The organism is Leucobacter sp. UCMA 4100 (assembly GCF_027853335.1).
GTDB lineage: Bacteria > Actinomycetota > Actinomycetes > Actinomycetales > Microbacteriaceae > Leucobacter_A.
Genome location: NZ_JAFEUS010000002.1, coordinates 2,140,131 through 2,166,043, shown reverse-complemented (window position 1 = coordinate 2,166,043; position 25,913 = coordinate 2,140,131). Strand labels below are relative to the sequence as shown.

General features: G+C 63.4%; 21 protein-coding genes. 12 read left to right on the top strand and 9 right to left on the bottom strand.

Annotated elements, in window-relative coordinates; genetic code table 11:
• The first annotated feature begins 44 nt into the window (after nucleotides 1-44).
• From JSO19_RS10045 to ppk2, 3 genes are all read left to right on the top strand, one after another.
• The gene (locus JSO19_RS10045) at nucleotides 45-3,593 is read left to right on the top strand and encodes a proline dehydrogenase family protein (protein WP_270911499.1); all 3,549 of its coding nucleotides are present in this window, start codon (nucleotides 45-47) and stop codon (nucleotides 3,591-3,593) included.
• 125 nt (nucleotides 3,594-3,718) lie between these two features.
• Nucleotides 3,719-5,230 (top strand): sodium/proline symporter PutP, encoded by a 1,512-nt coding sequence (putP, locus tag JSO19_RS10040; protein WP_270911497.1) that lies wholly within the window; start codon nucleotides 3,719-3,721, stop codon nucleotides 5,228-5,230.
• Between the two features lie 37 nt (nucleotides 5,231-5,267).
• Nucleotides 5,268-6,230: a polyphosphate kinase 2 gene (gene ppk2, locus JSO19_RS10035; protein WP_270911495.1), complete on the top strand. Its 963-nt coding sequence runs from the start codon at nucleotides 5,268-5,270 to the stop codon at nucleotides 6,228-6,230.
• A gap of 39 nt (nucleotides 6,231-6,269) precedes the next feature.
• Here ppk2 and JSO19_RS10030 read toward each other — a convergent pair whose 3' ends face one another.
• The 4 genes from JSO19_RS10030 to JSO19_RS10015 form a co-directional block, all read right to left on the bottom strand.
• On the bottom strand, nucleotides 6,270-7,919 hold the full coding sequence (locus JSO19_RS10030; protein WP_270911493.1) for a polysaccharide deacetylase family protein: 1,650 nt from the start codon (nucleotides 7,917-7,919) through the stop codon (nucleotides 6,270-6,272).
• Nucleotides 7,916-8,527, bottom strand: coding sequence for a hypothetical protein (locus JSO19_RS10025; protein ID WP_270911491.1), 612 nt, complete (start codon nucleotides 8,525-8,527; stop codon nucleotides 7,916-7,918). Before JSO19_RS10025 ends, JSO19_RS10030 begins: the two co-directional genes overlap by 4 nt.
• Nucleotides 8,528-8,591: 64 nt before the next feature.
• Nucleotides 8,592-9,851 carry a beta-ketoacyl-[acyl-carrier-protein] synthase family protein gene (locus JSO19_RS10020; RefSeq protein ID WP_270911490.1) on the bottom strand — a complete coding sequence of 420 codons (1,260 nt, stop codon included), beginning with the start codon at nucleotides 9,849-9,851 and terminating at the stop codon, nucleotides 8,592-8,594.
• Nucleotides 9,852-9,901: 50 nt separating this feature from the next.
• Complete coding sequence (locus tag JSO19_RS10015) at nucleotides 9,902-11,446, bottom strand: class I adenylate-forming enzyme family protein (RefSeq protein WP_270911488.1); 1,545 nt, start codon at nucleotides 11,444-11,446, stop codon at nucleotides 9,902-9,904.
• A gap of 366 nt (nucleotides 11,447-11,812) precedes the next feature.
• Here JSO19_RS10015 and JSO19_RS10010 point away from each other — a divergent pair, with 366 nt between their 5' ends.
• A complete protein-coding gene (locus JSO19_RS10010) occupies nucleotides 11,813-13,465 on the top strand; it encodes a sodium:solute symporter family protein (RefSeq protein ID WP_270911487.1) in 1,653 nt (550 codons plus the stop codon).
• A gap of 31 nt (nucleotides 13,466-13,496) precedes the next feature.
• Nucleotides 13,497-13,628, top strand: coding sequence for a putative transporter small subunit (locus JSO19_RS10005; RefSeq protein ID WP_270911486.1), 132 nt, complete (start codon nucleotides 13,497-13,499; stop codon nucleotides 13,626-13,628).
• Nucleotides 13,629-13,637: 9 nt separating this feature from the next.
• Here JSO19_RS10005 and JSO19_RS10000 read toward each other — a convergent pair whose 3' ends face one another.
• The 3 genes from JSO19_RS10000 to JSO19_RS09990 are packed head-to-tail and all read right to left on the bottom strand — an operon-like array spanning nucleotide 13,638 to nucleotide 15,853.
• Nucleotides 13,638-14,390, bottom strand: coding sequence for an SDR family NAD(P)-dependent oxidoreductase (locus tag JSO19_RS10000; RefSeq protein ID WP_270911484.1), 753 nt, complete (start codon nucleotides 14,388-14,390; stop codon nucleotides 13,638-13,640).
• A gap of 9 nt (nucleotides 14,391-14,399) precedes the next feature.
• A complete protein-coding gene (locus JSO19_RS09995) occupies nucleotides 14,400-15,362 on the bottom strand; it encodes a putative RNA methyltransferase (RefSeq protein WP_270911482.1) in 963 nt (320 codons plus the stop codon).
• Nucleotides 15,359-15,853 carry a winged helix-turn-helix transcriptional regulator gene (locus tag JSO19_RS09990; protein WP_270911480.1) on the bottom strand — a complete coding sequence of 165 codons (495 nt, stop codon included), beginning with the start codon at nucleotides 15,851-15,853 and terminating at the stop codon, nucleotides 15,359-15,361. The genes JSO19_RS09995 and JSO19_RS09990 overlap by 4 nt, the downstream gene beginning before the upstream one ends.
• Nucleotides 15,854-15,964: 111 nt before the next feature.
• Between JSO19_RS09990 and JSO19_RS09985 the strand changes: the two genes are divergently transcribed.
• The 5 genes from JSO19_RS09985 to JSO19_RS09965 are packed head-to-tail and all read left to right on the top strand — an operon-like array spanning nucleotide 15,965 to nucleotide 20,614.
• Complete coding sequence (locus JSO19_RS09985; RefSeq protein ID WP_270911478.1) at nucleotides 15,965-16,987, top strand: zinc-binding alcohol dehydrogenase family protein; 1,023 nt, start codon at nucleotides 15,965-15,967, stop codon at nucleotides 16,985-16,987.
• 9 nt (nucleotides 16,988-16,996) lie between these two features.
• Nucleotides 16,997-18,229, top strand: a complete 1,233-nt coding sequence (gene xseA / locus JSO19_RS09980; RefSeq protein ID WP_270911477.1) for an exodeoxyribonuclease VII large subunit — start codon at nucleotides 16,997-16,999, stop codon at nucleotides 18,227-18,229.
• Between the two features lie 46 nt (nucleotides 18,230-18,275).
• Entirely contained in the window at nucleotides 18,276-18,506 is a 231-nt protein-coding gene (locus tag JSO19_RS09975; protein WP_217135205.1) for an exodeoxyribonuclease VII small subunit, read from the top strand.
• A gap of 3 nt (nucleotides 18,507-18,509) precedes the next feature.
• A complete protein-coding gene (locus tag JSO19_RS09970) occupies nucleotides 18,510-19,163 on the top strand; it encodes a DUF4245 domain-containing protein (protein WP_270911474.1) in 654 nt (217 codons plus the stop codon).
• A gap of 47 nt (nucleotides 19,164-19,210) precedes the next feature.
• A complete protein-coding gene (locus JSO19_RS09965; RefSeq protein WP_270911472.1) occupies nucleotides 19,211-20,614 on the top strand; it encodes a class II fumarate hydratase in 1,404 nt (467 codons plus the stop codon).
• Between the two features lie 70 nt (nucleotides 20,615-20,684).
• Here JSO19_RS09965 and JSO19_RS09960 read toward each other — a convergent pair whose 3' ends face one another.
• The gene (locus JSO19_RS09960; protein WP_217135199.1) at nucleotides 20,685-21,740 is read right to left on the bottom strand and encodes an Lrp/AsnC ligand binding domain-containing protein; all 1,056 of its coding nucleotides are present in this window, start codon (nucleotides 21,738-21,740) and stop codon (nucleotides 20,685-20,687) included.
• Nucleotides 21,741-21,848: 108 nt separating this feature from the next.
• On the opposite strand from JSO19_RS09960, the gene JSO19_RS09955 reads away from it, so the two are divergent.
• On the top strand, nucleotides 21,849-23,144 hold the full coding sequence (locus JSO19_RS09955) for an amidohydrolase family protein (protein ID WP_270911470.1): 1,296 nt from the start codon (nucleotides 21,849-21,851) through the stop codon (nucleotides 23,142-23,144).
• A 39-nt stretch (nucleotides 23,145-23,183) separates the two neighbouring features.
• Nucleotides 23,184-24,626, top strand: coding sequence for an MFS transporter (locus JSO19_RS09950; RefSeq protein WP_270911469.1), 1,443 nt, complete (start codon nucleotides 23,184-23,186; stop codon nucleotides 24,624-24,626).
• 68 nt (nucleotides 24,627-24,694) lie between these two features.
• On the opposite strand, the gene JSO19_RS09945 is transcribed toward JSO19_RS09950, so the two are convergent.
• Nucleotides 24,695-25,858: an acyl-CoA dehydrogenase family protein gene (locus tag JSO19_RS09945; RefSeq protein ID WP_270911467.1), complete on the bottom strand. Its 1,164-nt coding sequence runs from the start codon at nucleotides 25,856-25,858 to the stop codon at nucleotides 24,695-24,697.
• Nucleotides 25,859-25,913 lie beyond the last annotated feature (55 nt).

Here is a 25,913-nt window from a genome sequence, read left to right as displayed (position 1 = left end):
CACACTGGACACAGTTACCCGTCTGCTTCGTAAAAGGAGTTGCCATGAGCACTGATGCTCTTTCGACGGCCTCGGCCGCAACCGTTCACCCGAGTGATCTCGGCCAAGAGGCGATCGCCCTCGCACGCACCTGGCTTGAGGAGGCCTCGCACTACCCCGTTGACCCCGCCGCCGAGCGCCTCGCGGGCGTGCTACGCGACCCCAACGGGCTCGACTTCACCGTGGGCTTCGTCGATGGGGTCGTGCGCCCCGAAGACACAAAGGCAGCGGCCAAGAAGCTCAGCGAGCTCACCGCGCTCACCCCGGCGTTCCTACCCGCCCACCTGCGCGGAGCCATCGGCCTCGGTGGCACCTTCGCAAAGCCCCTTCCCGGCATCGTCGTTCCGATCGCCCGCAAGGTCCTACGCGAGATGGTGAGCCACCTCATCATTGACGCGAGCGATGCCAAGCTCGGTCGCGCCATCTCGCAAATCAAACGCGATGGCGTGCGACTCAATATCAACTTGTTGGGCGAAGCGATCCTCGGCGAAAAAGAAGCTGCCAAGCGACTCGCCGGCACCCATGCCCTGCTCGAGCGGGCAGATGTCGACTATGTCTCGATCAAGACCTCGTCGGTCATGGCGCCGCACAACCACTGGGCCTACGACGAGGCAGTCGAGAACGTGATCGAGCATCTCGTTCCACTGTTCCGCAAGGCCGCACAGGCCACGCCGCAAAAGTTCATCAACCTCGACATGGAAGAGTACAAAGACCTGGGGCTCACGCTCGACGTGTTCACCCAGCTGCTCGACCGCGAGGAGTTCTTGAACCTCGAGGCTGGCATCGTGTTGCAGGCCTACCTGCCCGACGCACTCGGGGCGATGGTGCGCCTGCAGGAGTGGTCGGCGAAGCGCGTGGCTCGTGGCGGCGCCCCCATCAAGGTGCGCGTGGTTAAGGGTGCGAACCTACCGATGGAGCAGGTCGCAGCTCTCATGCACGGCTGGCCGCTCGCAACATGGGGATCGAAGCAGGAGAGCGACACGAGCTACAAGGCCGTGCTGAACTACGCACTCACCCCCGAGCACGTCAAGAACGTGCGCATCGGCGTTGCCGGCCACAACCTCTTCGACATTGCGCTCGCCTGGCTGCTCGCGAAGCGCCGTGGGGCCGCTGGCGGGCTCGAGGTCGAGATGCTCCTCGGCATGGCGACCGGGCAGGCTGAGGCCGTGCGCAAGGATGTGGGATCGCTGCTGCTCTACACCCCGGTCGTTCATCCCGCTGAGTTTGACGTCGCAATCGCATACCTCATTCGCCGTCTCGAAGAAGGCGCGAGCCAAGAAAACTTCATGTCGGCCGTGTTCGAACTGCACGAGAACGAGCAGCTCTTTGAGCGCGAGAAGAACCGCTTTCTCGCCTCGCTCGAAGCGCTCAGCGACTCCGTGCCAGAGCCGAACCGTAGGCAAGACCGACGTCACTACGACGAGCAGGAGGCCGAAGCGCTGATCACGGCGTTTACCGCCGACCCGTACTCGTTCGCGAACACTCCCGACACCGACCCCGATCTTCCCGGCAACCAGGCGTGGGGCCGCGACATCGCGGGCCGCATGATCGGCTCTGAGCTCGGCAAGAAGACCGTCGCTGAGGGGCTCGTGCGCACGAGCGACGAGCTTGAAACGATGATCAACACCGGTATCGATGCAGCCGAGGCGTGGCAGGCACTCAGCCCCTCAGAGCGGGCTGCGATTCTGCACCGTGCGGGTCAGCTCATGGAGCGCCGCCGTGGTGAGCTGCTCGAGGTAGCGGGCGCCGAGTGCGGTAAGACGATCGATCAGGGCGACGTCGAGGTCTCTGAAGCCATCGACTTCGCAAACTACTACGCCATGCTCGGCCAGCGTCTCGAAGACGTCGACGGCGCAACGGCGAAGCCCGTGAAGCTCACGGCGATCGTGCCACCGTGGAACTTCCCGATCGCGATTCCCGCTGGCGGCACGCTCGCGGCCCTCGCCTCAGGATCGGCCGTCATCATCAAGCCTGCAGCCCAGGCGGCGCGTTCTGGCGCGGTCATGGTCGAATGCCTCTGGCAGGCCGGGGTGCCCCGCGAGGTGCTGCAGTTTGCCCAGTTCGACGACCGCGAGGTTTCGGGCCAGCTCATCACCGACGAGCGCGTTGAGCGTCTCGTGCTCACCGGCGGCTACGAGACCGCGGTGACGTTCAGAAACATGCGTGAAGACCTGCCGTTGCTCGCCGAGACGAGCGGCAAGAACGCGATCATCGTCACCCCGAACGCCGACCTTGACCTCGCCGCTGCCGACGTCGTCGCCTCGGCATTCGGCCACGCCGGGCAGAAGTGCTCGGCCGCGTCGCTCGTGATTCTCGTCGGCTCGGTCGCGACCTCAAAGCGTTTTCGGGGCCAGCTCATCGACGCGGTTGAGTCGCTCACGGTCGGCACACCTGAGCACCTTGGCACGCAGATGGGCCCCGTCATCGGCGCGCCAGAGGGCAAGCTGCTGCGCGGCCTCACGACGCTCGGTCAGGGTGAACGCTGGCTCGTGAAGCCCCGCGAGATTGCCGCAGAGAGCCCCCTCTCGGTCGACGCATCGGGTGCCTCGAAGCTCTGGAGCCCCGGCGTGCGTGACGGCGTGAAGCGCGGTTCTGAGTACCACCTCACTGAGTACTTCGGCCCCATTCTCGGCATCATGACGGCGTCGAGCCTCGACGAGGCGATCGACATGGTCAACGAGATTGATTACGGGCTCACGAGCGGGCTGCACTCGCTCGACCGCGACGAGATTGATCGCTGGCTCTCACGCATCGAGGCGGGCAACCTCTACGTCAACCGCGGAATCACGGGCGCGATCGTTCAGCGACAGCCCTTCGGCGGCTGGAAGAAGTCGGCGATCGGCGCGGGCACGAAGGCCGGCGGCCCCAACTACCTGCACGGCCTCGTCAACTGGGTCGATGCGCCCGTAGCCAAGGCCACGGCGAAACCCCTCGCGTCAGTCGAGCACGTGCTCGATGCCGCCGCACGAGCAGGCCTCACGAAGGCCGACCTCGAGTGGCTGCGGGCCGCAGCGGCGTCTGACGCGCAAGCGGTCGCCGACGAGTTTGGCGTCGCGCGCGATGCTTCGGGTCTCGGCGTCGAGCGCAACATTCTGCGCTACCACCCGGTCGCAACGACCGCTCGCGTTGCCGAGTCGGCGTCGCTGCGCGATGCCGTGCGCACCGCGATTGCGGGTCTCGCCGCGGGTGCACGGCCCACGCTCAGCTTCGCCACCACTCCGCCAGAGCAGATTGCAAGCGGGCTGCGCAACGCCAGAGTCACGGTTCTCGTCGAAGACGAGGCTGCCTGGGGCCGTCGCCTCGCGAGCGTTGCGGCGGTCGAGGGGCCACGCGCGAGCGCCCGAGTGCGGGTCGTCGCAGCCGATGCTGATCGGCAGACCGAAGCACGAGCGGTGTACGCAGCGGTTCAGGGCAAGCCCGATATCGCGGTCTACGCTGGCCCGGTTGTTTCGGCCGGCCGGGTAGAAATGCTGCCCTACGTGCAGGAGCAGGCGGTCTCGATTACCGCGCACCGCTTCGGAACCCCGAACACACTCTCAGACGGGCTTATCTAGCCCTTCGGGGCGTGGGCCTCGCGATCCGCGTCGCCCACGCCCCGCCCCATATCTCGACTTCTTGCCCACTCCCATTGAACGAATAACCCTCGACACCACATCCAATTCATGAAAAGGTGACAACGATGTCAGATAATTTCTTCCTCTACTTAGCCCTCGGTATCTACTTCGCGGTGATGCTCTTGATCGGTTGGCTTGCGTTTCGCAAGACCACGAGTCACGAGGGCTACATGCTCGCGGGGCGAGGCCTCCCGCCGTGGGTAGCGGCGCTCAGCGCCGGCGCCTCTGACATGTCGGGCTGGCTCATCATGGGCCTTCCCGGCGCGATCTACGCGACCGGCCTCATCGAGGGGTGGATCGCGGTGGGTCTGCTCATCGGCTCGTACCTTAACTGGCGGCTCGTGGCGCCAAGGCTTCGTGCCTACACCGAGGTGTCGCGCAACTCGATCACGGTGCCGAACTTCTTCGAGAACCGGCTTCGCGATAACTCGCACCTCTTGCGCACCATCGCGAGCATCATCATTCTCGTCTTCTTCACCATCTACGCGTCTTCTGGCATGGTCGCCGGTGGCAAGTTCTTTGAGAGCGCATTCGGCGGCGAATACATCGTTGGCATGCTCATGGTGACCGTCGTCACCCTCGCCTACACGCTCTTCGGTGGCTTCCTCGGCGCATCGATGACCGACGTCGTGCAGGGGCTCATGATGGTCGTGGCCCTCGTGCTCGTACCCGCGGTCGCGATCTTCACCATCGGCGGCTGGACCGAGACAACGACGCTCGTCGAAACGGTCGGAGCGGGCAATCTCTCAATCTTTGGCGACGAGTCGCTCACGACAACGGCGGTCGTGCTCGTCGTGCTCTCTGGCCTCGCCTGGGGCCTCGGCTACTTCGGGCAGCCCCACATCATCGTTCGTTTCATGGCACTTCGCTCGCCCAAAGAAGCGGCTTCGGCGAGGCGCATCGGCACGAGCTGGCAGTTCCTCTCGCTGCTCGGCGCGGTTTCTGCGGGCCTCATCGGCATCGCCTACTTCGACAAGTTCGGCGGCGCCCCGAGTGACCCCGAGACCGTCGTGCTGCTCATGTCGCAGGTGCTTCTGCACCCGCTCGTGGCGGGCTTCGTACTCGCAGCCGTGCTCGCAGCCATCATGAGCACCCTGTCGAGCCAGCTCATCGTGTGCTCGTCGGCGCTCGTTGAAGACCTGTACCGCGTGAGCCGCAAGCAGCCACCGAGCGAGCGCACGCTCGTCGTGCTCGGCCGTGTTGGCGTGCTCGCGGTGTCAATCGTCGCGGCGTTGCTCGCGATCAGCCCGAACGACAGCGTCCTTGGGCTCGTGAGCTTCGCCTGGGCGGGCTTCGGCGCCGCGTTCGGCCCCATCATTCTGCTGAGCCTCTACTGGCGCCGACTCACCAACTGGGGTGCGCTTACGGGCATGATCGTCGGCGCGGCGACCGTGTTCATCTGGAAGGCGTTCGACACCGGCCTCTACGAGCTCCTGCCCGCGTTCGTGCTCGCAACCCTCGTGGCCGTGATCGTCAGCAAGCTCACCTACCGACCGAACACCGACATTGACACCGAGTTCACCACGACGATGTCATTGCTCGTTGTCGACCCGAAGAAAGAGGGCTCTGAGCGCTAACATAGTGAGTGAAGCAGAGCATTCGTAAGGAGCGCCCATGTCTGACGCAGCACAGCCCCAACCCGACGAGACTCCCGAGGCGAAGGCCGAGCACTCACCGCTTGACGTTGCCCCTGAGATCGATGAGATTGTCGAGCTCTTGCTGGCCGATGCTGACGAAGAAGAGGGCGATGACCCCGATGCTCCGTGGCGTCAGGGGTACCCCTACGACCAGAAGCTCTCTCGCAAAAAGTATGAGAAGCAGAAGCGCAAGCTGCAAATCGAGCTGCTCAAACTCCAGACCTGGGTCAAAGAGTCAGGCGAGAAGATTGTCATTCTCTTCGAGGGCCGTGACGCGGCCGGCAAGGGCGGCACGATCAAGCGCTTCACCGAGCACATGAACCCCCGCGGCGCTCGCGTGGTGGCCCTCGAGACCCCCACCGATCGCGAGCGCTCGCAGTGGTACTTTCAGCGATACGTGCAGCATCTGCCCTCTGGCGGCGAGATCGTGCTGTTCGACCGCTCCTGGTACAACCGTGCGGGCGTTGAGCGCGTCATGGGCTACTGCACCCCGCAGCAGTACCACGAGTTCATGCGCGCCACGCCTGGCTTCGAGCTCATGCTCATCAACTCGGGCATTCACCTCTTCAAGTTCTGGTTCTCGGTCGGCAAGGCCGAGCAGCGGCAGCGTTTCATCGACCGTTCGACCGACAAGGTGAAACAGTGGAAGCTCTCGCCCACCGACCTCGCGAGCATCGATAAGTGGGATGCGTATAGCGAGGCCAAAGACGCGATGTTCTTTTACACCGACACCAAGACGGCGCCTTGGACCGTCGTGAAGTCGAACGACAAGCGACGCGCTCGTCTTGAGGCCATGCGCTGGGTGCTCTCAAAGTTTGATTACCCGAACAAAGACCACGAGGTGGTTGGCACACCCGATCCGCTCGTGATCGGAAGCCCCGAAACGATCGCAGAAGACGGCGAGCATCACGGCGGTTCATTCCCCGTGATCCGCCGCTAGCGACCCGAGGCGACCACACGCGAGTCGTGCCTCGGGCCGTTAACGTGAGCTGCTGTAAGCGCCAGAGGCGGGCATGCCGCCGAGCAGCTGCCCCACGTTGACGACCATGAATCCACGGTTTTCGAGCCCGTCGAGTACCTGCTCGATCGTGGCGGCGCTGCTGTCGTGAATATCGTGCTGCAGCACGATCGATCCCGGCCTCGCGACTGGAACGATGCTCGACACGAGATCGTCTCCCGCGACGCCCTTCCAGTCTTCGGTGTCGACGTCCCAGAGAATCGCCGGCATCTTCGCGATCTTGAGCACGGCATCGTCATAGGCCCCGTAGGGCGGCCGGAAGGCGGTTGGCGCAACACCGGTCGCCGCGACGATGGCTTTGCTCGTGCGACTCAGCTCTCGGTCAACCGCTTTCTTTCGGTCTTCTTCGCTCGGCAGGTCGTCGGGGTCAGTCGCATCGCCGTTGGCATCGATCGTGCCAGCGGCAAGCTTCGACAGGTCAAGATGAGACCAGCTGTGGTTGAGCGCCAGGTGCCCGTCGGTCACCACACGCTTTGCAGCGGCCGCGTAGCTCTCGACGCGGCTGCCGACCATGAAGAACGAGGCCGAGGCCCCGTGGTCGCGCAGTGCATCGAGAATGGTCGGGGTGAGCGCCGAGGGGCCATCGTCGTAGGTGAGCGCGACACAGGCGAAGAGCGAGCAGTCGATGTCTCGTTTACCCGGCAAAACAGCGTCGGGAGCCAGCAGCGAATCTTCGCTGTTGATCGCCGCCATGATCGACTGCCCCGTCTCACTGAGCGCGGTGGCCGCGACCTCGGGGGTGAGCTTCAGGGTGCGCGCCTCGGCCAGGGGTTCGACGCCGAGGGCCTCGAGTTCTGGGGTCTGGAATCCCTGCGGAATCGTGAGGTGCAGGGCGCCGTCGGTGAGTGGCACCGCTGAGCCGAGGATGGCCTCAATGAGGGCCTCGTCGGGCTCGCTTTGCGGGGGCATGAGACTAAGACCGCGGGCTTCATGGCGCAGCGTTTCAGTGATCGCCTGCCACACGATGCGCGGCCCTTCGTCGTTCCACAGGTGCTTGGCGGGAACGGTCGTTGCGCGAGAGGTATCGGTGATGACCGTGACGACGCGGTCAACCGGCTTTTCGCCAAGCGTGTTAATCAAACGAATGCGCTGCACGAGCAGGGTCGATGCTGCGGCCATCACATCGCAACTCATGGAGACCCCCTCGTGCTTTGCGGGCGCGAGTGCGGGGTCGCGCAGCACCTCGCCTAAGGGCGAGAACGTCGAGCCCTCCACACACCCGCGGTCGTTGAGCCCCGCGGTGGTGTCCTGCGCCTCCGGCGAGTACTGCTTGTCGGTGGCCTTCTCTGCGTCGCCAATGAGTGAGCGCACGAGGTCGAGCGTGACCGAGTTGTGGTCGCCCGAGGCAGGGGTCATGAGAAAGCGCGCGTTCAGGCCAAGCGAACCGTTCACGATGCGGCTCGGCACGAAGCCGTTCGCCGTTGCAGGGTCGAGCGGGTGCAGCGGTTCATCGATGGTGGCCCCGGTTTCTTGGGGCTCGGGAGCGTGCCACTCGACTGCGTCAATATCGGCCCACTCGGTCGGGGTAAACGCGGGCACCCAGGGCTCAAGCCAGCCGGGAAGCCCCGCGAGCACAACGCTCATCGCAACCGCAAGACTCTGCCGCATCATCGTTCGACTGCCTTCGCCGTGGCAACGAGCTCTGCAACCGCAGGCATCACCTCATCGAGGTCACGATCTTTCGTTGAGACCGTCAGCGTGGCAAAGGCCTTTGCCCGCTCATCGCTTCCCTTCGCGAGGGCGACGACCAGCTTTTCCGGTTGCCGTTTCTTTTCGTGCCCGAACGCCGATACCGCGACAACGTCGTCGCTGACGGCCTCGATGCGGGTTTCGGTATGGTCGTGCCACCCCTCGACCGCCTCAGAGAGCGCGGTCTTTGCCGAGGGCGAGGCACCGTGCATCCAGGTTGACACGAGCACCTCGACCGAGAAGTCGGGGCTTTTCAGGAGTGCCTGCTCGGGCTGGTACAGCGAACGCTGTACGACCCAGCCGTCGGCGAGCGTGAGGCTCAGCTGGGCATCGTCGCGCGGTACGAGATAGTCGGTGTCGCCCTCAACCCGCGTCGCGAGCCCGTCGCCGATGAGCGGCTGAATGACGGGGCGCCACAGGGCAAGAATGGCAACGGCGAGGAGTACGATAAAGGCCGCGACAATGAGCAATACTTTGCCCGCGGCTCCTGAGTCGTCTCGCATGGTGCGGGTGAGCGTTCTCGGGGCCATACCCGTATGCTACGCCTCCGGCCGGTGCGCAAACACTTGGAAAAAGCCCGCTGTCATCAAACCGTTATCGCGGTGCACCGATGAGCAGCGTCGCGTTGTGCCCGCCGAAGCCAAGGGAGTTCGTGAGCACGAGATCGCCCGAGAAAGGTCTCGCCTCACCGGTGATCACGTCGAGTGCGACCCCCTCTGGCGCGTCGAGGGTTTCGAGGTTGAGCGTGGGCGGCATGAGGCCGCGGCGCAGCGTCTCGACGGCGACGAGCACCTCGAAGGTTCCCGAAACGCCAATCATGTGCCCGCTGACCGACTTGGTCGCGGTGACCGGAGGCACGGCGTCACCGCCGAACACGGCGGCGAGCGCGAGTGCCTCGCTGTGGTCGCCGAGCGGCGTGCTCGTGGCGTGCGCATTCACGTGGCCCACGTCGCCGGCTTCACGCCCCGCGTCGGCGAGCGTTAAACGCATCGCCCGTGAGGCGCCCTCTCCCCCGGGGTGAGGCGCTGTCGCGTGGTGAGCGTCAGAGCTCGCACCGTAGCCCTCAACCACGGCAAGAATCTCGGCGCCTCGTGCGAGCGCCGAGCGCTCGGTTTCGCACACGAGGGCCGCCCCACCCGAGCTCATGACGAAGCCCGAACGAGCGGCGTCGAAGGGGCGGCTCGCCCGTGCTGGCTCAGCATTGAAGTCGCGGGTGAGCGCACGAATGTTCGCGTTCGCGGCCATGTTCACGGGGTTCGCGCAGTGGTCGCCAGACGTCACAATCATTGCGTCGGCATAGCCGTGGCGCAGCGTGCGCAGCGCCTCTCCGATCGCCATCGCTCCCGAGGCGCAGGTCGCCGAGACGCCGTGGGCCGCACCGAGCGCCCCGTAGCGCACGCTCAGCACGTTTGCGGCCGAGTCGGTGCCGCCGTACACGACGACGCCTGGCCTCACCCGTGCCGGGCCCCGCTCGTCGAGGGTTCTCGTGGCCTCCTGCATGAGGGTCGAGGCGCCCGAGCTTGAGCCGACCGAAACGCCAAGGCGGGTCGGGTCGGCAATGAGCGGATCGCCACTGCGATGCCCCGGGAAAGCCTGGTCGATGGCCTCGCTGGCCGCGGCAATCGCGTAGAGGGCGTGTGGGTCGAGGCGCTTCGCGTCGGCAGGGGTCACGACCCCCGAAGGGTCAAAACCCCGCACCTCGCCGCCAATCGTCACGACCATGTCGCTCGTGTCGAACCCCTCGATGGGGCCGATGCCGCTGCGCCCCGCAAACACGGCGTCAAGACTCGTTTGGGCGTCGAGCCCCAGCGGGGTCACGGCGCCCATTCCGGTAATGACCACTCTCTCGTTCACACTCCCGAGTGTACGGGTTCGAGGTGCGAAGTGGTCGTGCACTTCTCTCGTTAGAGCCTCGTGTAAGCCCCTGCCTCGAGCTCGGCGCGCACCTCGACGCGGCGAATCTTCCCGCCGACGGTGCGCGGAAAATCTTCGGCAAGGTAGTAGCGGTGCGGCACAAACTGCGGTGGCAGCAGCTCGCCGAGCATGGCGTTCACCCGGGCTTTCTCAGGTGCCGCTTGGCCCGGCGTCGCTTCGATGACGGCGACGAGAATCTCGCCGAGCAGGCGATGAGGCTGCGTGACAACGCAGCACCGTTCGCAGCCGGGAACACCCTCGAGCGTTCGTTCGATCTGCACGAGCGAGACCTTATGCCCACCCGTCACGGCAATATCGCCGGCACGCCCCTCGAGCAACAGCTTGCCGCCCACGAGCCGCGCGCGATCATTGACCGTCGCCCAGCCGTCGGCACCCGTGATGAGCGCGCCTCCCGTGGTCGAGATGTAGCGGTCGCCCTGTGAACCAACCCGCACGAAGAGCTGCCCAAGCTCTCCCTCCGGCAGTTCTGCCCCGTTCTCGTCTCGGACGCTCAGCGAGAGACCGTCGAAGGGTTCAAGCAGGGCACCGTCACCCTCGGTGCTCCACGCAATGAAACCGATTTCGGCGGCCCCGTAGTAACTCAGAACGGTCGCATCGGGCGCGACCTCTTCAAAGCTCGTGCGCAACGCAAGACTGAGGTTTGCGCCGCCGATCACGGCGTCGCTGAGCCTCGTGAACTGCACTCCGTCGCGCTTCGCGGCTTGCGCGAGCGCCGGCAGCACGGCTGGCACCGCGACGAGCCTCGTGACCGGTTTCTCGACGAGCAGCCTCGCGGCGTCGAGCGGGTCAAAACGACTCTGCAGCATGATCGATCCGCCGGTTCCCAGCACTTCGACGAGGGCGTAGAGCGTGAGACTGTAGGCGAGCGGTCCGGGCGCGAAGGTCAGCTCTGCAGGCTTGGCACGCAGCCAGCACTCGCTCACCCGCACGTTGTAGCGCCAGCTTTTTCGCGTGCGCAAGAACCCTTTCGGCAGGTCGGTCGTTCCCGACGTGAAAATGAGCAGGAAGGGCTCTTCGTCGTCGCGCACGGTAGGCGGCTGCTCCCGATTCTCAGCCTCACTCACTCGGGCGAGTCGCGCCCGGTACTCGTCGAGGCCAATGATCACGCCGGGCCAATCGCCCTCGACAAGGGCATGGCCAAGTGATTCATCATCGGTCACCACAATTTGGGCTCCCGAGCGCACGATCGAGCGCACCCGATGCTCAATGGGCCAGAGCGGGTCGAGCACCGAGGTAACCGTTCGATAACCCGCGAGCACCGCGACGAGCTCTGCGCTGTCGAGCACGTGCGTCAGTGAGATCGAGATGACCGGAATATCGCCGATCTCGTCGGCGAAGGTGATGCCAGAAAGTGCCTCAGGGCTGAGCTGCCCGAGCAGGCTATCAACGACCGCTTTGTGGGCTCCTGAAGAACGGGAAAGGTCACCGTACGTGATGCTGCGCACCCCATCGGTCAGGGCAACGCGTTCGGGTTCGTTCGATGCGACCTCGAGCACCGTGCGGGTGTATGGCATGAGTCTCCATTCTCTGGCTCGAAATCACTGTATCAAGGCCGCTATAGTCACGTTTACATAACGTTGCGTTTGCCATACTGATCACTTGCCAAACGCATGTTGCGCAGCCCAACTCTGGCGTGTTTTGGCGTTTTTTGGCGACGGCAAAAACTCGAGCGTTGTTACAGTAGACGAGTTGCCACCGGAGAAAAGCCGCCCATCGAAGGCTGATGTGCGCCGAGGTTTTCTCCTGAGGCCCCACCCGCGAGACGCGGGAAAACGGGTAACGCTCGAATTCCACGGGGGTTCGATTTGGGGTACCAATTTGCGCATTCATACACAGAACTAGTTGACAGGGAAAGAACTTTGGGGAATCAAGAAACGATCATGCAGGGTTGGGTGGTTATCGCCCTTCTCGTGCTCTTTTACGGCGGCAGCCTCATCATGTCACTTCGCATCAGCAAGAAGAGCGAGAACGCCGACGAGTACATGACCGCCGGTGGAAAAATTGGGTTCGGCATCTCGGCCGCGTCAATGACCGCCACATGGATTTGGGCCTCGTCGATGTACGCCTCGGCAACCTCGGGCTACACCTACGGCATCTCAGGCCCACTGCACTACGGGCTCTGGGGAGCCCTCATGATTCTGTTCATTTACCCCTTCGGCAAGCGCATTCGCAAGGTCGCTCCAAAGGCGCACACGATCGCCGAGGTCATGTATGCGAGGCACGGGCGTTCGAGCCAGCTCATGCTCGCCGTCTCAAACGTGCTCGGCAGCGTCATCAGCCTCACCACGAACCTCATCGCGGGTGGCGCGCTCATCGCGATGCTCTCGCCGTTTAGCTTCGGGCAGGGCGTGATCGCGATCGCCGGCGGCGTGCTGCTCTACACCGTCTGGTCGGGCTTTCGCGCTTCGGTGCTCACCGACGTCGCTCAGGTGGTCGCGATGCTCGGGGCAGCGGCGATTCTCATTCCCGTGATCTTCTTCAGCGCCGGCGGCCCGGCCATGTTTACCGAGGGCGCAGCGAACCTCACGCCAGAGCAGTCGAACTTCTTCTCGTCTGAGGCATTCTTGAATCAGGGCGCCCCGTACATCGCCGCAGTGCTCGCATACGCGATCGGAAACCAGACCATTGCGCAGCGTCTCTTCGCGGTGCGCGAAGATCTCATCAAGCCAACCTTCATCACCGCGACGGTCGGTTACGGCGCGACCGTGATCGGTATCGGCATGCTCGGCGTCATGGCCCTGTACCTCGGCATCGAGCCCTTGGGCGGCGACCTCAACAACCTCGTTCCGCAGATGGCCGCCACCTACCTGCCGCCAACGCTCATCGCGCTCTTCTTCGTCATGATCATCGGTTCACTCTCTTCGACGGCCGACTCTGATCTCACGGCGCTCTCGGCGATCATGATGGCCGATGTCTACGGGCAGAACGTCGCGGGTCGTGGCAAGGCGAACCCGAAGCGCATGGTCTTCATCGGGCGCATCACCATGGTCATCGCGATGGCCGCGGCGCTCTACTTCGCGACCGGCAAGATGAACATTCTCGACATGCTCGTCTTTGTTGGCGCGCTCTGGGGCACCCTCGTGTTTCCGGTCATCGCGAGCTTCTACTGGAACCGGGTCTCGAACGTTGCCTTCACGGTTGGCACGCTGAGCGCCATGGCAGCCTTCTTGCCCGTGCGCTTCGAACTCATCCCGGCAAACCCGGTGACGAACTTCCTCATCGACGTGCTCTCGATCGTGGGCGTCGGCGTCGTGATCGGCCTCATGGCCTTCGGGTTCTTCGGTCTGAAGCCCGCACTCTGGGCAGGTGGTATCGCGAGCGTGATCGTGACGCCGTTTGCCTTAGGCGCGGTGCACGACTACGCCGTACTCAGCGGATCGCTCGTGGCCTACGCCGTCAGCACGATCGTCACGACGCTCATCTCGTTGCGCAACAAGAAACCCTTCGACTTCGCCCTGCTCGCCGAGCGTACCGGCGAGTTCGACGCGATCACGCCCGAAAAGGCAGCCGAGGCCGCGAAGAGCGCCCGCTAACCAACATTTCCAACCGATTAAGGAGAGTCATATGAGCCCCCTATTTCTCACGATTTACGTTCTTATTTGCCCGGTCATCGTGCTCGGCGTGCTCGCGGTCATTCTGAAGGCGTTCTTCACAGAACTTCGTCAAGCCAAGCGCGAGGGCCGCAGCATTATTTAGCGCGGTGGCCTACTTCGGCGCCATGCGAATGGCGCCGTCCATGCGAATGGTCTCGCCGTTCAAGTAGTCGTGCTCGATAATCATCTTCGCGAGCTGCGCGTACTCGGCGGGCTGGGCGAGCCGGTGCGGGAAGGGAACGCTCTCTGCGAGAGCGTCGGTTACCCGCTCCGGCAGCCCCGCAAGCATCGGGGTGTCGACGATGCCAGGGGCGATCGTGTTCACGCGAATACCGAGCCGCGCGAGGTCGCGCGCCGCAGTAATGGTGAGGCCGACAACGCCGGCCTTCGACGCAGCGTAGGCGGCCTGGCCAATCTGCCCCTCGTAGGCCGCGACAGAAGCGGTGTTCACCACGACGCCGCGCTGACCATGCTCGAGCGGCTCCGTCTTCGACATCGCAAGAGCGCCGAGGCGCAAGACGTTGAAGGTGCCCACGAGGTTAATATCGATGGTCTTGCGAAAGAGGTCGAGGCTGTGCGCGCCGCGCGGCGAGACCGTGAGCTCTGCTGGAGCAATGCCGGCGCAGTTGACCACGACGCGCAACGGTGCGCCCTCGTAGCCCTCGATCGCAGCGCTGACTTCTTCTTCGCTCGTCACGTCGGCCGCAACGAGGGTCACTCCCTCGACCTGGGTGGCCTTCTCGATTGACGAGGCAAGATCGAGACCGAGCACCTCGGCTCCCTCAGCAGTGAGGGCCTTGGCGGTTGCGGCGCCGAGCCCTGAGGCAGCGCCAGTAATGAGTGCGGTAATTCCTTGAAGCTTCATGGTTTCACCCTAACCCGGGATGCTGCTTCGCGCACCCATCTTTTTCGGTGCGGCTGAGGCAGCGTCACTCGGCACGAATGTCGTCACGTCAACGCTCATCGTCACCTCGATCGTGTTCCTCCCGGCTCGTTCGAGCAGCGAGGCGACCCGCTCCGCGATCTCTTCGCCGTTCACATGGTGAGCGCTCGGACCCATCGCAATAATGTTCCTGAGTTGCGCTTCGCCAAACTCGACCTGCTCTTCGCAGCGCTCTCGCCCCTGCACCGTGAAACCCTGCATGGCTCGTTCGACCCGCTCGGCCTTGTCATCGGCCACCTGCAGCATGCCGAGCTCGCCGACAAGCTGTTCGAGATGGTGGCTGCTCGGCGAGACCACGAAGCAGGCGCCGTCGCGCGCGAGCACGCGCCTCATCTCAGCTCCGTTACGCGGGCCGAAAACGTTCACGAGCGCGTGAACCGAGCCGTCGCGCAGCGGAATGCCTTTCGTCAGGTCGGCCGCAACGCCAGCGATACGATCGTGAGCCGCGACCGCGCGCTTCAGGGCTGCGGTCGAGAGATCAAGCACGAGGCCTCGCGCATGAGCATCGGGTTCGCCCACGCCACCAGCGGCGAGCGACTCGAGAAGCCGGGCCGCGTAAAACCCCGATCCGCCAGCGAGATCGGCGAAGCGTAGCTCGCCCTCGCCCCAGTCTCGGGCGGCGACCGCGGCGTTCAATGCGCGCGCGATCCCGTCAAAAGCGCCTGAGGCGTGCATCGCTTCGCGCGCCATCACCATCGCAGCGGTGTCGGCCCGCACGTCTTTCTGGCTGGCTCCGAGATTTACGTACCCCTGGCGCGCAATGTCGAATGCGTGGCCACGTTCGCAGCGCACGGCGCCAGCCTCACGCATCACGTGCTGGCTCTGCCCCGCCCCGCAGACGGGACAGGCGAGGTGTGCGAGCCACGCATCAAGCGCCGCCGCGCGCTCGCTCATACGAGCACTCCCGGGCCCACGAGATCACGGCCCGTGTTATCGCTGGGGTTGATCCACCGCATCTGCTCGGCAACGAGCGTCTCGCCGCAGGCGCTGCAGACCTCGGCCCGCGTCGTCTCTTGGCCACAGCTGCGGTGCACCATGACGATGGGGGTTCCGCCGGTCGGCGCACCGGTGTGCTTCTCGCCCCAGAGGGCCAGCTGCTGCACGATAGGAAGAAGGTCGCTCGCGGCCTCGGTCGCGGCGTACCCCTGGCGAACGCGACCAGCGTCATCGTAATCGACCTTGGTGAGCAGGCCCGTTTCGACCATCATCTTGAGGCGCCTGCTGAGCACCGCCTCAGAGATGCCGAGCGTGCCGCGCAACTGCTCGAACCGGCCGTTGCCATGCAGCACCTCTCCGACGATTAAGAGCACCCACGGGTCGCCAACCACGTCGACTGCCCGTCGAATCGGGCAGGCCTCGCCTGACCAGTCTGAGCGTAACGCCATACGAAATCGTGCCTCCTCCTGCTTCAGGTATAGTACTTTCAACGCCTGGCAACTTCGGTGATGACATGCGAGTTGCGGGGCAAGCCGCTGACGTCGTTATGAGGAGCAACCGTGCACACCACTCGCGCAATCGGGTATTCGCAGAACCACCCCATCGACCACCCCGACAGCATCATCGAGCGTGAAATACCGGTGCCAGAGCTCGGTTCCCACGACCTTCTCGTCGAGGTGCGAGCGGTCTCGGTTAACCCGGTCGACGTGAAGGTGCGTCAGGGTGCTCCCGCGAACGGGTTCAAGGTGCTGGGCTATGACGCATCGGGCGTCGTGCGCGCGGTCGGCGAGGGCGTGACCCTCTTCTCGGTCGGCGACGAGGTGTTCTACGCGGGCCAGATCGACAAGCAGGGCACGAACCAAGCGCTTCACACGATCGACGAGCGGGTCGTCGGCCGAAAGCCCACGACGCTCTCGTTCACCGATGCGGCATCGTTGCCGCTCACCACGATCACGGCCTGGGAGTGCCTCTTCGACCGGCTAGGCCTCACCGAGGCATCGCGGGGCACGCTACTCATCGTGGGCGCAACCGGCGGCGTCGGTTCGGTCATGATGCAGCTGTGCGAGGCGCTCTTGCCGGGCGTCACGGTCATCGCGACCGCTTCGAGCCCCGAACGGGTGGCCTGGGCGCTCGAACGGGGCGCAGAGCACACCGTGAACCACCACGCCGATCTCGCCGCAGAAGTACTCGAGATTGCGCCTGACGGCGTCGAGTGGATCTTTACCGCTCACTCAAAGGGCCAGGTCGAGACCTACGAGCGCATCATTCGTCCCTTCGGCCATATCGTCGCGATCGACGACGGCCCGACCGACGTCACTCCGCTGAAAATCAAGAGTGTCGCATGGCACTGGGAGCGCATGTTTACCCGCTCAATGTTTCAGACTCCCGACATGATCGAGCAGCACCACCTCTTAAACGCGACGGCCGCGCTCGTCGATGCCGGCAAGGTGACCGCGACCACGACCCGCGTGCTGAGCCCGCTTACTTCTGCGACGGTACGCGAAGCGCACGAGCTCATCGAGACCGGGCGCACGGTGGGCAAGCTGGTGATCGCCGTGAACGAGCAGGAGAGCGAGCACTAAGATCGAGGTATGTGCCCGCAACCCGTAACCCCAGCCTCGAGAGAGACCCCCTGGCCCGTTGCTCTCATGAGCACAAAGGTGCGAGAGTACATCGACAGGCTCGGCACGATCTGGGTTGAAGGCGAGCTCACGCAGTGGCAAAACCGTCAGGGCAACACCTACGGCAAGCTCAAAGACCTCGACGATGACGCGACGATCTCGCTCACCGCATGGCGCAGCGTAACCGCAAAGCTCACCGAAGAGTTCTCTCAGGGCGACCGCGTGATCGCGCTCGTCAAGGCGAACTATTGGGTCAAGGGCGGCACGCTGTCGTTTAACGTGCTCGACATCAAGCACGTCGGTCTGGGCGACCTGCTCGAGCGGCTCGAACGGTTCAAAGCACAGCTGCGTTCAGAGGGGCTCTTCGCCCCCGAGCGCAAGAAGGCGCTCCCGTTTCTGCCCGCAAAGATCGGCCTCATCACCGGTCGTGACTCAGACGCCGAAAAAGATGTCGTGCGTAACGCCACGCTGCGCTGGCCCGATGTGCAGTTTGAGATCGCATACACGGCGGTGCAGGGAGAGCGAGCTGCTTCTGAGGTGCGCGCGGCACTCATCGCGCTCGACGACGATCCGAGCGTCGACGTCATCATCATTGCCCGCGGCGGCGGCGACTTTCAACACCTGCTTCCCTTCAGCGACGAGGCGCTCGTGCGCGAGGCGGCACTCGCGAACACCCCGATCGTGAGCGCCATTGGCCACGAGGCCGATCGCCCCCTGCTCGACGAGGTCGCCGACCTTCGTGCTTCAACGCCGACCGACGCTGCCAAGCGGGTCGTGCCTGACGTTGGCGAAGAGCGTGAACGCATTGCTCAGGCGAGGCTCAGGCTCTCATCGCGTCTCACCCAGCTCATCACGCACGAGATCGATCGCGTGCAGTCGCTCAGAGAACGGCCCGTCATGCAGAGCCCCGAACGGCTCATCGATGAGCGGGCCGAAGAACTCACCCGGTGGATCGCGCGTGGCGCTGAGCTCAGCGAGCGCCAGGTCGAATCGGCCGAACGCCATCTCGGCGAACTCCGTTCACAGCTTCTCGCGCTCTCACCCCAGGCGACACTCAACAGGGGCTATTCAATCGTGCAAAATGACGATCGCACCGTGCTTGCCGACCCTGCTGAAGCCCCTGAAGGCACCGGTCTCACGATTACACTCGCGCGTGGCACGCTCGCGGCGGTCGCAGGGCCCGCGACTTCACCAACAGCCTGACAACACTCCCCCTGAACCATGAGCATTGCGGGGTAGACTGGGAGCCATGTCGAATAGCAGTGCCCCCATCGCCGAGCTCTCGTACGAAGAAGCACGTGACGAGCTCGTGCAAGTGGTGAGCAAACTTGAACAGGGCGCGGCCACGCTCGAAGAGTCGCTCTCGCTGTGGGAGCGCGGTGAGGCGCTCGCCGCACGCTGCGAAGAGTGGCTGCTCGGCGCCCGCAAACGCTTAGAAGCGGCACGCCAGAGCGCCCCGTCAGAAACCGAGGCAGAATAACCGATGGCAAGCAAGAAGCCCAAGATCGTCGCCGAGCTCGGTCGCCCAGAAACCCCGAATGAGACGGCAGCGAGAAAGGCCGAGAACTCTCGCCTGCACCGTCAAAGGCAAACCGTCAACAACCTCGTGTACTCGTTGCTCGCGAGCCTTGGCGTTGTGCTCATTCTCGTACTCATCGTGCCCCGCTGGGGAGGCGACTTCGAAGACCGTTCGGTCGACGTCATCTCACTCGCGCACGATGCAAGCCCGACCGCCGGCATCGAACTCGTCGCACCCGCGATGCCGAGCGACTGGCTTGCCAAGCAGGCCACCATTCGTTCGTCGAAGGCCGACAAGGTCACGCAGTGGTACGTCGGCTACACGACACCAAAGCCAACCGAGCAGTTTGCCGCGGTCGTACAAGCTTTCACGCCAGAGGCCGGCCCTGCAAACGAGACCTGGGTCGCCCAGCTGCTCGAGTCAAAGAGCGCGACCGGCACCGAAGACTTCGCGGGTCACACCTGGACCGTGTACGAGCACGGCGACGACGACGCTGAAGAGACGAACGTGCTCTTTGCGATGAGCACCAACCTCGATAACTCAACTCTCGTGGTGTACGGCACCGACGAGCCCATCGTGATTCGCGAGCTCGCTCAGGCAGCTCTCGACTCGCTCTAACCGACCGACCGCTATTCACATGAGTGATCACCCAGTAAAGGAATACCGTGACTGATACCGAATACCGTATTGAACATGACACCATGGGCGAGGTGCGCGTGCCCAAGAACGCGCTGTACGCAGCACAGACGCAGCGTGCGGTAGAGAACTTCCCGATCTCGGGTCGTGGCCTCGAGCCAGCCCAGATCGTCGCACTCGCTCGCGTGAAGCGCGCGGCAGCGATCGCCAACCTTGAGCTCGGCATCATCTCGAAAGAGATCTCTGACGCGATCGTCGCGGCAGCAGAAGAGATCATCGCTGGCAACCACCACGACATGTTCCCGGTCGACACCTACCAGACCGGCTCGGGCACCTCGTCAAACATGAACATGAACGAGGTTCTCTCGACCCTCGCGACGAAGCACCTTGGCGCACCCGTTCACCCGAACGACCACGTCAACGCTTCGCAGTCGTCGAACGACGTGTTCCCCACCTCGGTGCACATCGCAGTGACCGGCGCGCTCATCGAGCAGCTCAAGCCTTCACTCGAGCACCTCGCCGAGGCCCTCGAGGCCAAGGCAGAGCTGTGGAAGGAGGCCGTGAAGCCCGGCCGCACCCACCTCATGGACGCGACCCCCGTAACCCTCGGCCAGGCCTTCAGCGGCTTCGCCACCCAGATGCGTTACGGCATCGAGCGCATTGACGCGGCACTTCCTCGCGTCGCCGAGGTTCCGCAGGGCGGCACCGCGGTTGGCACCGGCATCAACACCCCCATCGGGTTCCCCGAGAAGGTCATCGCCGAGATCGCCGCTTCGAGCGGCCTGCCCATCACCCAGGCGCGCAATCTCTTCGAGGCGCAGTCAAACCGTGATGGCCTCGTCGAGGCTTCGGGCGCACTGCGCACCATCGCCGTTTCACTCACGAAGCTCACCGATGACATTCGCTGGATGGGCTCGGGCCCAAACACTGGTCTCGGAGAACTCCACATTCCCGACTTGCAGCCCGGCTCGTCGATTATGCCCGGCAAGGTGAACCCCGTTGTTCCCGAGGCCGTCATGATGGTCTGCGCCCGCGTCATCGGTAACGACGCAACCGTCGCATGGGGCGGGGCACGCGGCAACTTCGAGCTCAACGTCATGATTCCTGTCATGGGAACCGCGCTGCTCGAGTCGATTCGCCTGCTCTCGAACGCAACCCGCGTACTCGCCGACAAGACGATCGCTGGCCTCGAGGCAAACATCGAGCGCATGGCGACCCTCGCCGGCATGAGCCCATCGACCGTGACCCCGCTCAACCGCCTCATCGGCTACGAAGCTGGCGCGAAGATCGCAAAGCACGCCGTCGCCGAGGGCGTCACCGTGCGCGAGGCGACCATCGCACTCGGCTACGTCGAGCGCGGCGAACTCAGCGAGGCCGAGCTCGACAAGGCGCTTGACCTGCTCTCGATGACCCACCCGGGCGTCGCGAAGTAACGCACCGTTCAACGAAAGCGCGAGGGGCGCGGATCACGATGATGCGCGCCCCTCGTCTTTTTCTGAGCGATTAAAACATCGGTACGCCGAAAAATGCAGGAGCGCTCCCCTGCTCCTCAATGGGGTTAGGTACTTCGCCCGCTGCTGACCGGCGTCGACCCCGCTGATCAAGCAGAACGCCCAACCGCTTACGGGCGACGATCTGAGGCCACCGGTCGAGCACGTTCACGGCAGGAACCGACTTCACGAGCACCTGCTCAAATACCGAGATATGGTCGAGGCCAGGCAGCCAAACCGAGAGCAACACGTTCGATCGAGAGACCACTGGCATGGCGAGCCGAACACCGTGCGAACGGCGCACGAAACGCATGAGGTCGGGCAGGTGCACAGCACTGCATTCCACCCAAAAGTACACCGCGGTGAGACCAAAATCATTGACCGAAAAGTCGATACGCGACATGTACCAAGGAGCCGACTGCAACACCGCTATTTGCCGCTGCACGTGCGCACGTGAAAGCCCCGTCTCACGCGCAACTTCTGCCGCCGGGCGACGCACGTCGGCCGCAAGGCTCTGAGCGATCTCGATTTGTGAAGGCGTTGGTTGAGTCGAAATGTTTCGCCTGGGTGGCACCAATGAACCAAGCTTGCTCGACTGTTGCTCGGTCAGGTCACCAAGCCGAAAGGCCGAACCCTCAACAGCAACACCGCTCACATAGGTTGTCAGCGCCCGCTCGACCCCCTCAATCGTGACCACATGCTCGTGAATGTATCGGTCCATCTCGAGCATTGACTCGCCAGCGACCATCACCGCGAGGTCGTGTGCGCCCGCGCAGATCGCAATGCTGAACACGTTGGGCAGCTTCGAGAGCTCATGAATAACTGACTCCCTCGTTCCTGTCACACAGCGAATCTCGATAAAACAGCCTTGTCCAAGCAACAACGGGCGGTCTGGCAAGATACCCGAGCTTGTCCACACCACCCCATCTTCAATGAGCTGATCCCAGCGGCGCGAAAGGGTGCTCTCTGACGTTTGCAAGACCGGTGAAAGCTGCGCCCAGCTCGCCCGCGGATAAATCTGTAGCGCACTCACGATCGAACGATCGAGCCAATCAATATCTCTTTTCATGCATCAGCCTCGTTGTTAAAGATACTTTCTTGCAAGCTTACCGTCTGATCACACACATTCCCACTGCCGAGGATAGCCTGCCTGGAGTCACAACAGAAAGGCCTGATCATGACAACCGCACGCATTCCACAGGTTCCGACCAACGAAACGCCTCTTCGCATCGTTGGCGCGACAATTATCGACGGCACTGGAAAAGAGCCTCTGCCCAACGGTGAGGTTGTCATCATCGATGGCAAAATTGACTATGTCGGGCCACGCCGTGACACCACGGTCGAGGGTGCAACAGAGGTCGATCTGACCGGCAAAACGATCATGCCCGGCTTCTTCGACGTTCACGTGCACATGGGCATGGGCATCGAAACCGGCTTTGCCACCATGGCCGCACAATTTGCCGAAGAGCGCCACTACGCGGCAGCAGAGACCATGCGAGATACGCTCATGGCCGGCGTCACGACGATTCGTGACCTCGGCGGGCTCACCCCTGGTTTCCGGAACCTCGTCACGAAGGGCAAGCTCCTCGGACCCCGCGCTCACCTCGCAATCTCGGTCATCTCTCCCACCGGCGGACACGTCGATTTTCACCTCGCCAACGGCAACCAGATGGTTCCGATGGACGAGGGCTTTCGCATCGTCGACACCGATGACGAGATGCGTGTAGCGGTTCGTGAGCTTATTCGCACCGGTGCCGATGTCATCAAAGTGTGCACCACCGGAGGGGTTTCAAGCCCGTCAGACACCCCGCACGATCTCGGCGTACCTGCGCACCAAGTGGGTATCGCCGTCGAAGAAGGCAACCGTCGCCAGGGCCAACCCGTCACCGCGCACGCACAGGGTTCGGCAGGCATTCTCGAAGCGATCCACGGCGGCGTCGCGAGCGTTGAGCACGGCTACGAAATCGATGACGAGGGCATTGCTCTCATGATCGAAAAGGGCACCTATCTCGTACCAACGCTGAGCTCAGCGCTTCGCGTTCCCGACCCAAAACTCGTGCCGCCCTTCCTCTATGCGAAAAAAGTCGTGTGGTCAGACATTGCTCGTAAGCATGTAGCAAAAGCCATTCAGGCAGGCGTCAAGGTCGCCCTCGGAACCGATGCTGGCGTGTGCCCGCACGGAACTAATCTCACCGAGCTCGGCCACATGGTGTCACTCGGCATGGCCCCTATCGATGCCATCACAGCAGGCACCTTGAACGCGGCAAAGCTCATGCATGTCGACGATGCGCTCGGTTCACTCGAGCAAGGCAAGCTTGCCGACCTCGTCATCACCGATGTCGATCCACTCGCCGAGATCGATCGTCTGGCTGAACCGAGCGAGATCAAGGTCGTCATTCAGGGTGGCCGCGTTGTCAAAGACCTCGATGATGCCATGCCTGTTGCCCGCGCTCACTCAGCGCTCGCCTCTTAGCGTTTCTTCACCCCAACCCACATCACAGAAAGACACGACATGTCAGAGCGTCCAAAGGCGGAGGCCCATTCGATTGCCCCAGAGACGAAGGGAGTCGCCGCGATCGTCGGCTTCTTGCTTTTCGTCGAATTGAGCAGTGGCTTCTTACAGGGGTATTACACCCCGCTCTTCTCTAATCTCACCGAGCACTGGGGCATCACCGATGCCTCGATCACCTGGTTCGTTACCGTGCAAACCCTGGCCGCGAGCGTGTGCGTTCCGGTGCTTTCAAAGCTCGGCGATATTTTTGGCCACCGCCGTATGCTGCGCATCGCCGTCATTGCGGTCGCCGTCGGCTCACTCCTCGTCGCGCTGGCTCCTTCATACCCGCTGGCACTCGTTGGTCGTGTGCTCGTCGGTCCTTTGGCGGTTTGGCTACCGCTAGAAATTGCGATCGTGCACAGCCGTCTCACGCAGACCTCAGCTCGACGCGCGATCGGCATGCTCGTCGCGAGCATCACGGTCGGAGCAATTCTCGGCTCGGTCGTGGCGGGAGTAGCCGGCGGACTGTCGAGCATGACGATGATTCTTGCCATTCCCGTCGTTATTCTCATTCTCTGTGTCATCGCCGTGTTTGTCGCCGTTCCTGAATCGACCGAGCGCGCACGCCCGAAGATTGACACGATCGGTTTCATCGGCCTTGCCGTGACGATGCTGCTCATCATGGGTGGCCTGCAGGTGGCAAGCCGTCAGGGCTTTACCCTCACCGCGATCCTGCTCATCGTCGCAGCGCTGGCGATCGGCACCGCCTGGGTGTGGTGGGAGAAACGCGTCGAAGCACCAGCAATCGACATTCGTATCGTGACCCAGCCGCAGCTGTGGCCCGCGTACCTCATCTCGTTTGTGCTCGGCATGATGGTGCTCGGTTCACAGACGATCCTGATGACGTTCATGGGCGCAAAGCCCGAGGTCGCCGGCTATGGTTTCAGCTTCGCGCCGTCACAGCTTGCCATTGTCACGATCGCTTCGGTCGCCCCGGCAACCATTGCATCGTTCCTCATTGCGAGGCTCGCAAAACGTATCGGTTTGCTCGGTGTGCTCACGACGGGCCTCGTACTCGCGATTGGCGGGCACCTCATGCTGATCTTCTTGAACGGCTCGCTCACGCTCATTATGATCGCAATCATGGTCAACGGTTTCGGCAGCGGCTTCCTGCTCGCGGCCCTGCCCGCACTTATCGCAGAAGAATCACCAGCAGACTCGACCGGCATCGCAACGGGCATCTACAACTCGTTGAAAACGCTGGGTGGAGCACTCGCGAGTGCCGCATTCGGCATGATTCTGGCATTCTTCACGCTTGAGGGCGTGGGTGCATCGTCACGAACGGGCTACGTAACGATCTGGGTTGTGAGTCTCGTCGCGGTGATTCTCGCGCTGCTCAGCCTCGCGACGATCCGCAAGAGCCGCCCGGTCACGACCTTCGTCAGCGTGCCCGAAGAGTAAACCGGCACCGAAAAACCACCCGGGTGAGATGCGCATGAGCACTGAGCATCTCACCCGGGTTTTTGTTGTTAGCTGATCAGTGAGGTGCGCACCGCTGCCGCGAGCGAGCGGGCCGAGCGCGGGTGGAAAATACCGGCAACAACATCGCGGTACATGCGAGCAAGCTCGTGGTCAGCGTTGAAGGCGCGAGCGCCGAGGGTGCGGATCGCTGCCTCGACCGCATCCCTCGCCTCATCGGTGACCCGATTTTTCACGGCGGCGATCGCGAGCGACCAGTCGTCGCGCGGCGCTTCGGCGTCGATGTCGCTCGCGATGAGCTCAAGCATGTCGACCGAGGCTCGGTGCTCGAGCACCGCCTCAGAAACCATCTGCGCAACCTGCGGATCATCGAGCTTAATACCGTCGCCCATGGGCTCGTTGACGGCCTCGCGGGCGATCTCCAGCGCGCGGTCACCAATGCCCGCGTACACCGAGGTGGTCAAGATGCCAAAGGTCAACGAGACCGCGCTGATGATGAGGTCTTGCATGTCATACGGCTCGTAGCTCGTGACGACGTCGCCGCCCAGCAGTCGCGCGTTGGTCAGTTTGGTGTTCCAGCTCTGGGTGGCACGCATGCCGAGGGTGTTCCAGGCGTGCGGGTACTCGATGCCCTCGCCACCGTTGTCCTGGCTGCGCGGCTGCCCGCCCTCGAGCGCCTCGCGCCTCATGAAGCCGACCACGATGCGTGCGTCTTCTCCCTCGGTACGGGCATGCATTCCAAGCCGCGTCCACACCGGCGAGAGCGTCGTGAAGATCTTCATTCCGTTGACGAGGTAATCGTCACCGTCGGGGGTCGCCGTGCTGCTCGAGTCGAGAAGCACGGAGTCGTTGCCTGCCTCAGAGATGCCAAAGGCGAAGATCTCGCCGGCGACCATGTCGTCAAAGACCCAGTCAAGACGGGTGTCGCCACGGTCGCTCATGAACTTGGCCACCGCACCCCACAGGAGGTGCATGTTGACGGCGAGCGCCGCGGCAGGCGATGCCCCTGCGAGGCGTCGCTGTGCGAGCGAAAGCTCTGAGAGGCTCAGGCCCCCGCCGCCGCGCTCGGCCGGAACGCCGGCCTTCAGATATCCCGTCGCTTTGAGGGCGAGCAGGTCATCAATGCAGAATTCGTTGCGCTCGTCGTAGCCGCGGGCACGATTTCTGATCTCGGTTAGTAGGTCGTCTGGCAAAAGCTCGTTGATTCCACTCACACACAGCAGTCTACTTCGCGTGCGCCAAGAGGTCACGGGAATTGATGCGCCTCGG

What these genes read in the sequence shown, in the direction of transcription:
- JSO19_RS10045 (WP_270911499.1), top strand. Translation starts at nt 45, where the DNA reads ATGAGCACTGATGCTCTTTCGACGGCCTCGGCCGCAACCGTTCACCCG.
- putP (WP_270911497.1), top strand. Translation starts at nt 3,719, where the DNA reads ATGTCAGATAATTTCTTCCTCTACTTAGCCCTCGGTATCTACTTCGCG.
- ppk2 (WP_270911495.1), top strand. Translation starts at nt 5,268, where the DNA reads ATGTCTGACGCAGCACAGCCCCAACCCGACGAGACTCCCGAGGCGAAG.
- JSO19_RS10030 (WP_270911493.1), bottom strand. Translation starts at nt 7,919, where the DNA reads ATGATGCGGCAGAGTCTTGCGGTTGCGATGAGCGTTGTGCTCGCGGGG.
- JSO19_RS10025 (WP_270911491.1), bottom strand. Translation starts at nt 8,527, where the DNA reads ATGGCCCCGAGAACGCTCACCCGCACCATGCGAGACGACTCAGGAGCC.
- JSO19_RS10015 (WP_270911488.1), bottom strand. Translation starts at nt 11,446, where the DNA reads ATGCCATACACCCGCACGGTGCTCGAGGTCGCATCGAACGAACCCGAA.
- JSO19_RS10010 (WP_270911487.1), top strand. Translation starts at nt 11,813, where the DNA reads ATGCAGGGTTGGGTGGTTATCGCCCTTCTCGTGCTCTTTTACGGCGGC.
- JSO19_RS10005 (WP_270911486.1), top strand. Translation starts at nt 13,497, where the DNA reads ATGAGCCCCCTATTTCTCACGATTTACGTTCTTATTTGCCCGGTCATC.
- JSO19_RS10000 (WP_270911484.1), bottom strand. Translation starts at nt 14,390, where the DNA reads ATGAAGCTTCAAGGAATTACCGCACTCATTACTGGCGCTGCCTCAGGG.
- JSO19_RS09995 (WP_270911482.1), bottom strand. Translation starts at nt 15,362, where the DNA reads ATGAGCGAGCGCGCGGCGGCGCTTGATGCGTGGCTCGCACACCTCGCC.
- JSO19_RS09990 (WP_270911480.1), bottom strand. Translation starts at nt 15,853, where the DNA reads ATGGCGTTACGCTCAGACTGGTCAGGCGAGGCCTGCCCGATTCGACGG.
- xseA (WP_270911477.1), top strand. Translation starts at nt 16,997, where the DNA reads ATGTGCCCGCAACCCGTAACCCCAGCCTCGAGAGAGACCCCCTGGCCC.
- JSO19_RS09975 (WP_217135205.1), top strand. Translation starts at nt 18,276, where the DNA reads ATGTCGAATAGCAGTGCCCCCATCGCCGAGCTCTCGTACGAAGAAGCA.
- JSO19_RS09970 (WP_270911474.1), top strand. Translation starts at nt 18,510, where the DNA reads ATGGCAAGCAAGAAGCCCAAGATCGTCGCCGAGCTCGGTCGCCCAGAA.
- JSO19_RS09960 (WP_217135199.1), bottom strand. Translation starts at nt 21,740, where the DNA reads ATGAAAAGAGATATTGATTGGCTCGATCGTTCGATCGTGAGTGCGCTA.
- JSO19_RS09955 (WP_270911470.1), top strand. Translation starts at nt 21,849, where the DNA reads ATGACAACCGCACGCATTCCACAGGTTCCGACCAACGAAACGCCTCTT.
- JSO19_RS09950 (WP_270911469.1), top strand. Translation starts at nt 23,184, where the DNA reads ATGTCAGAGCGTCCAAAGGCGGAGGCCCATTCGATTGCCCCAGAGACG.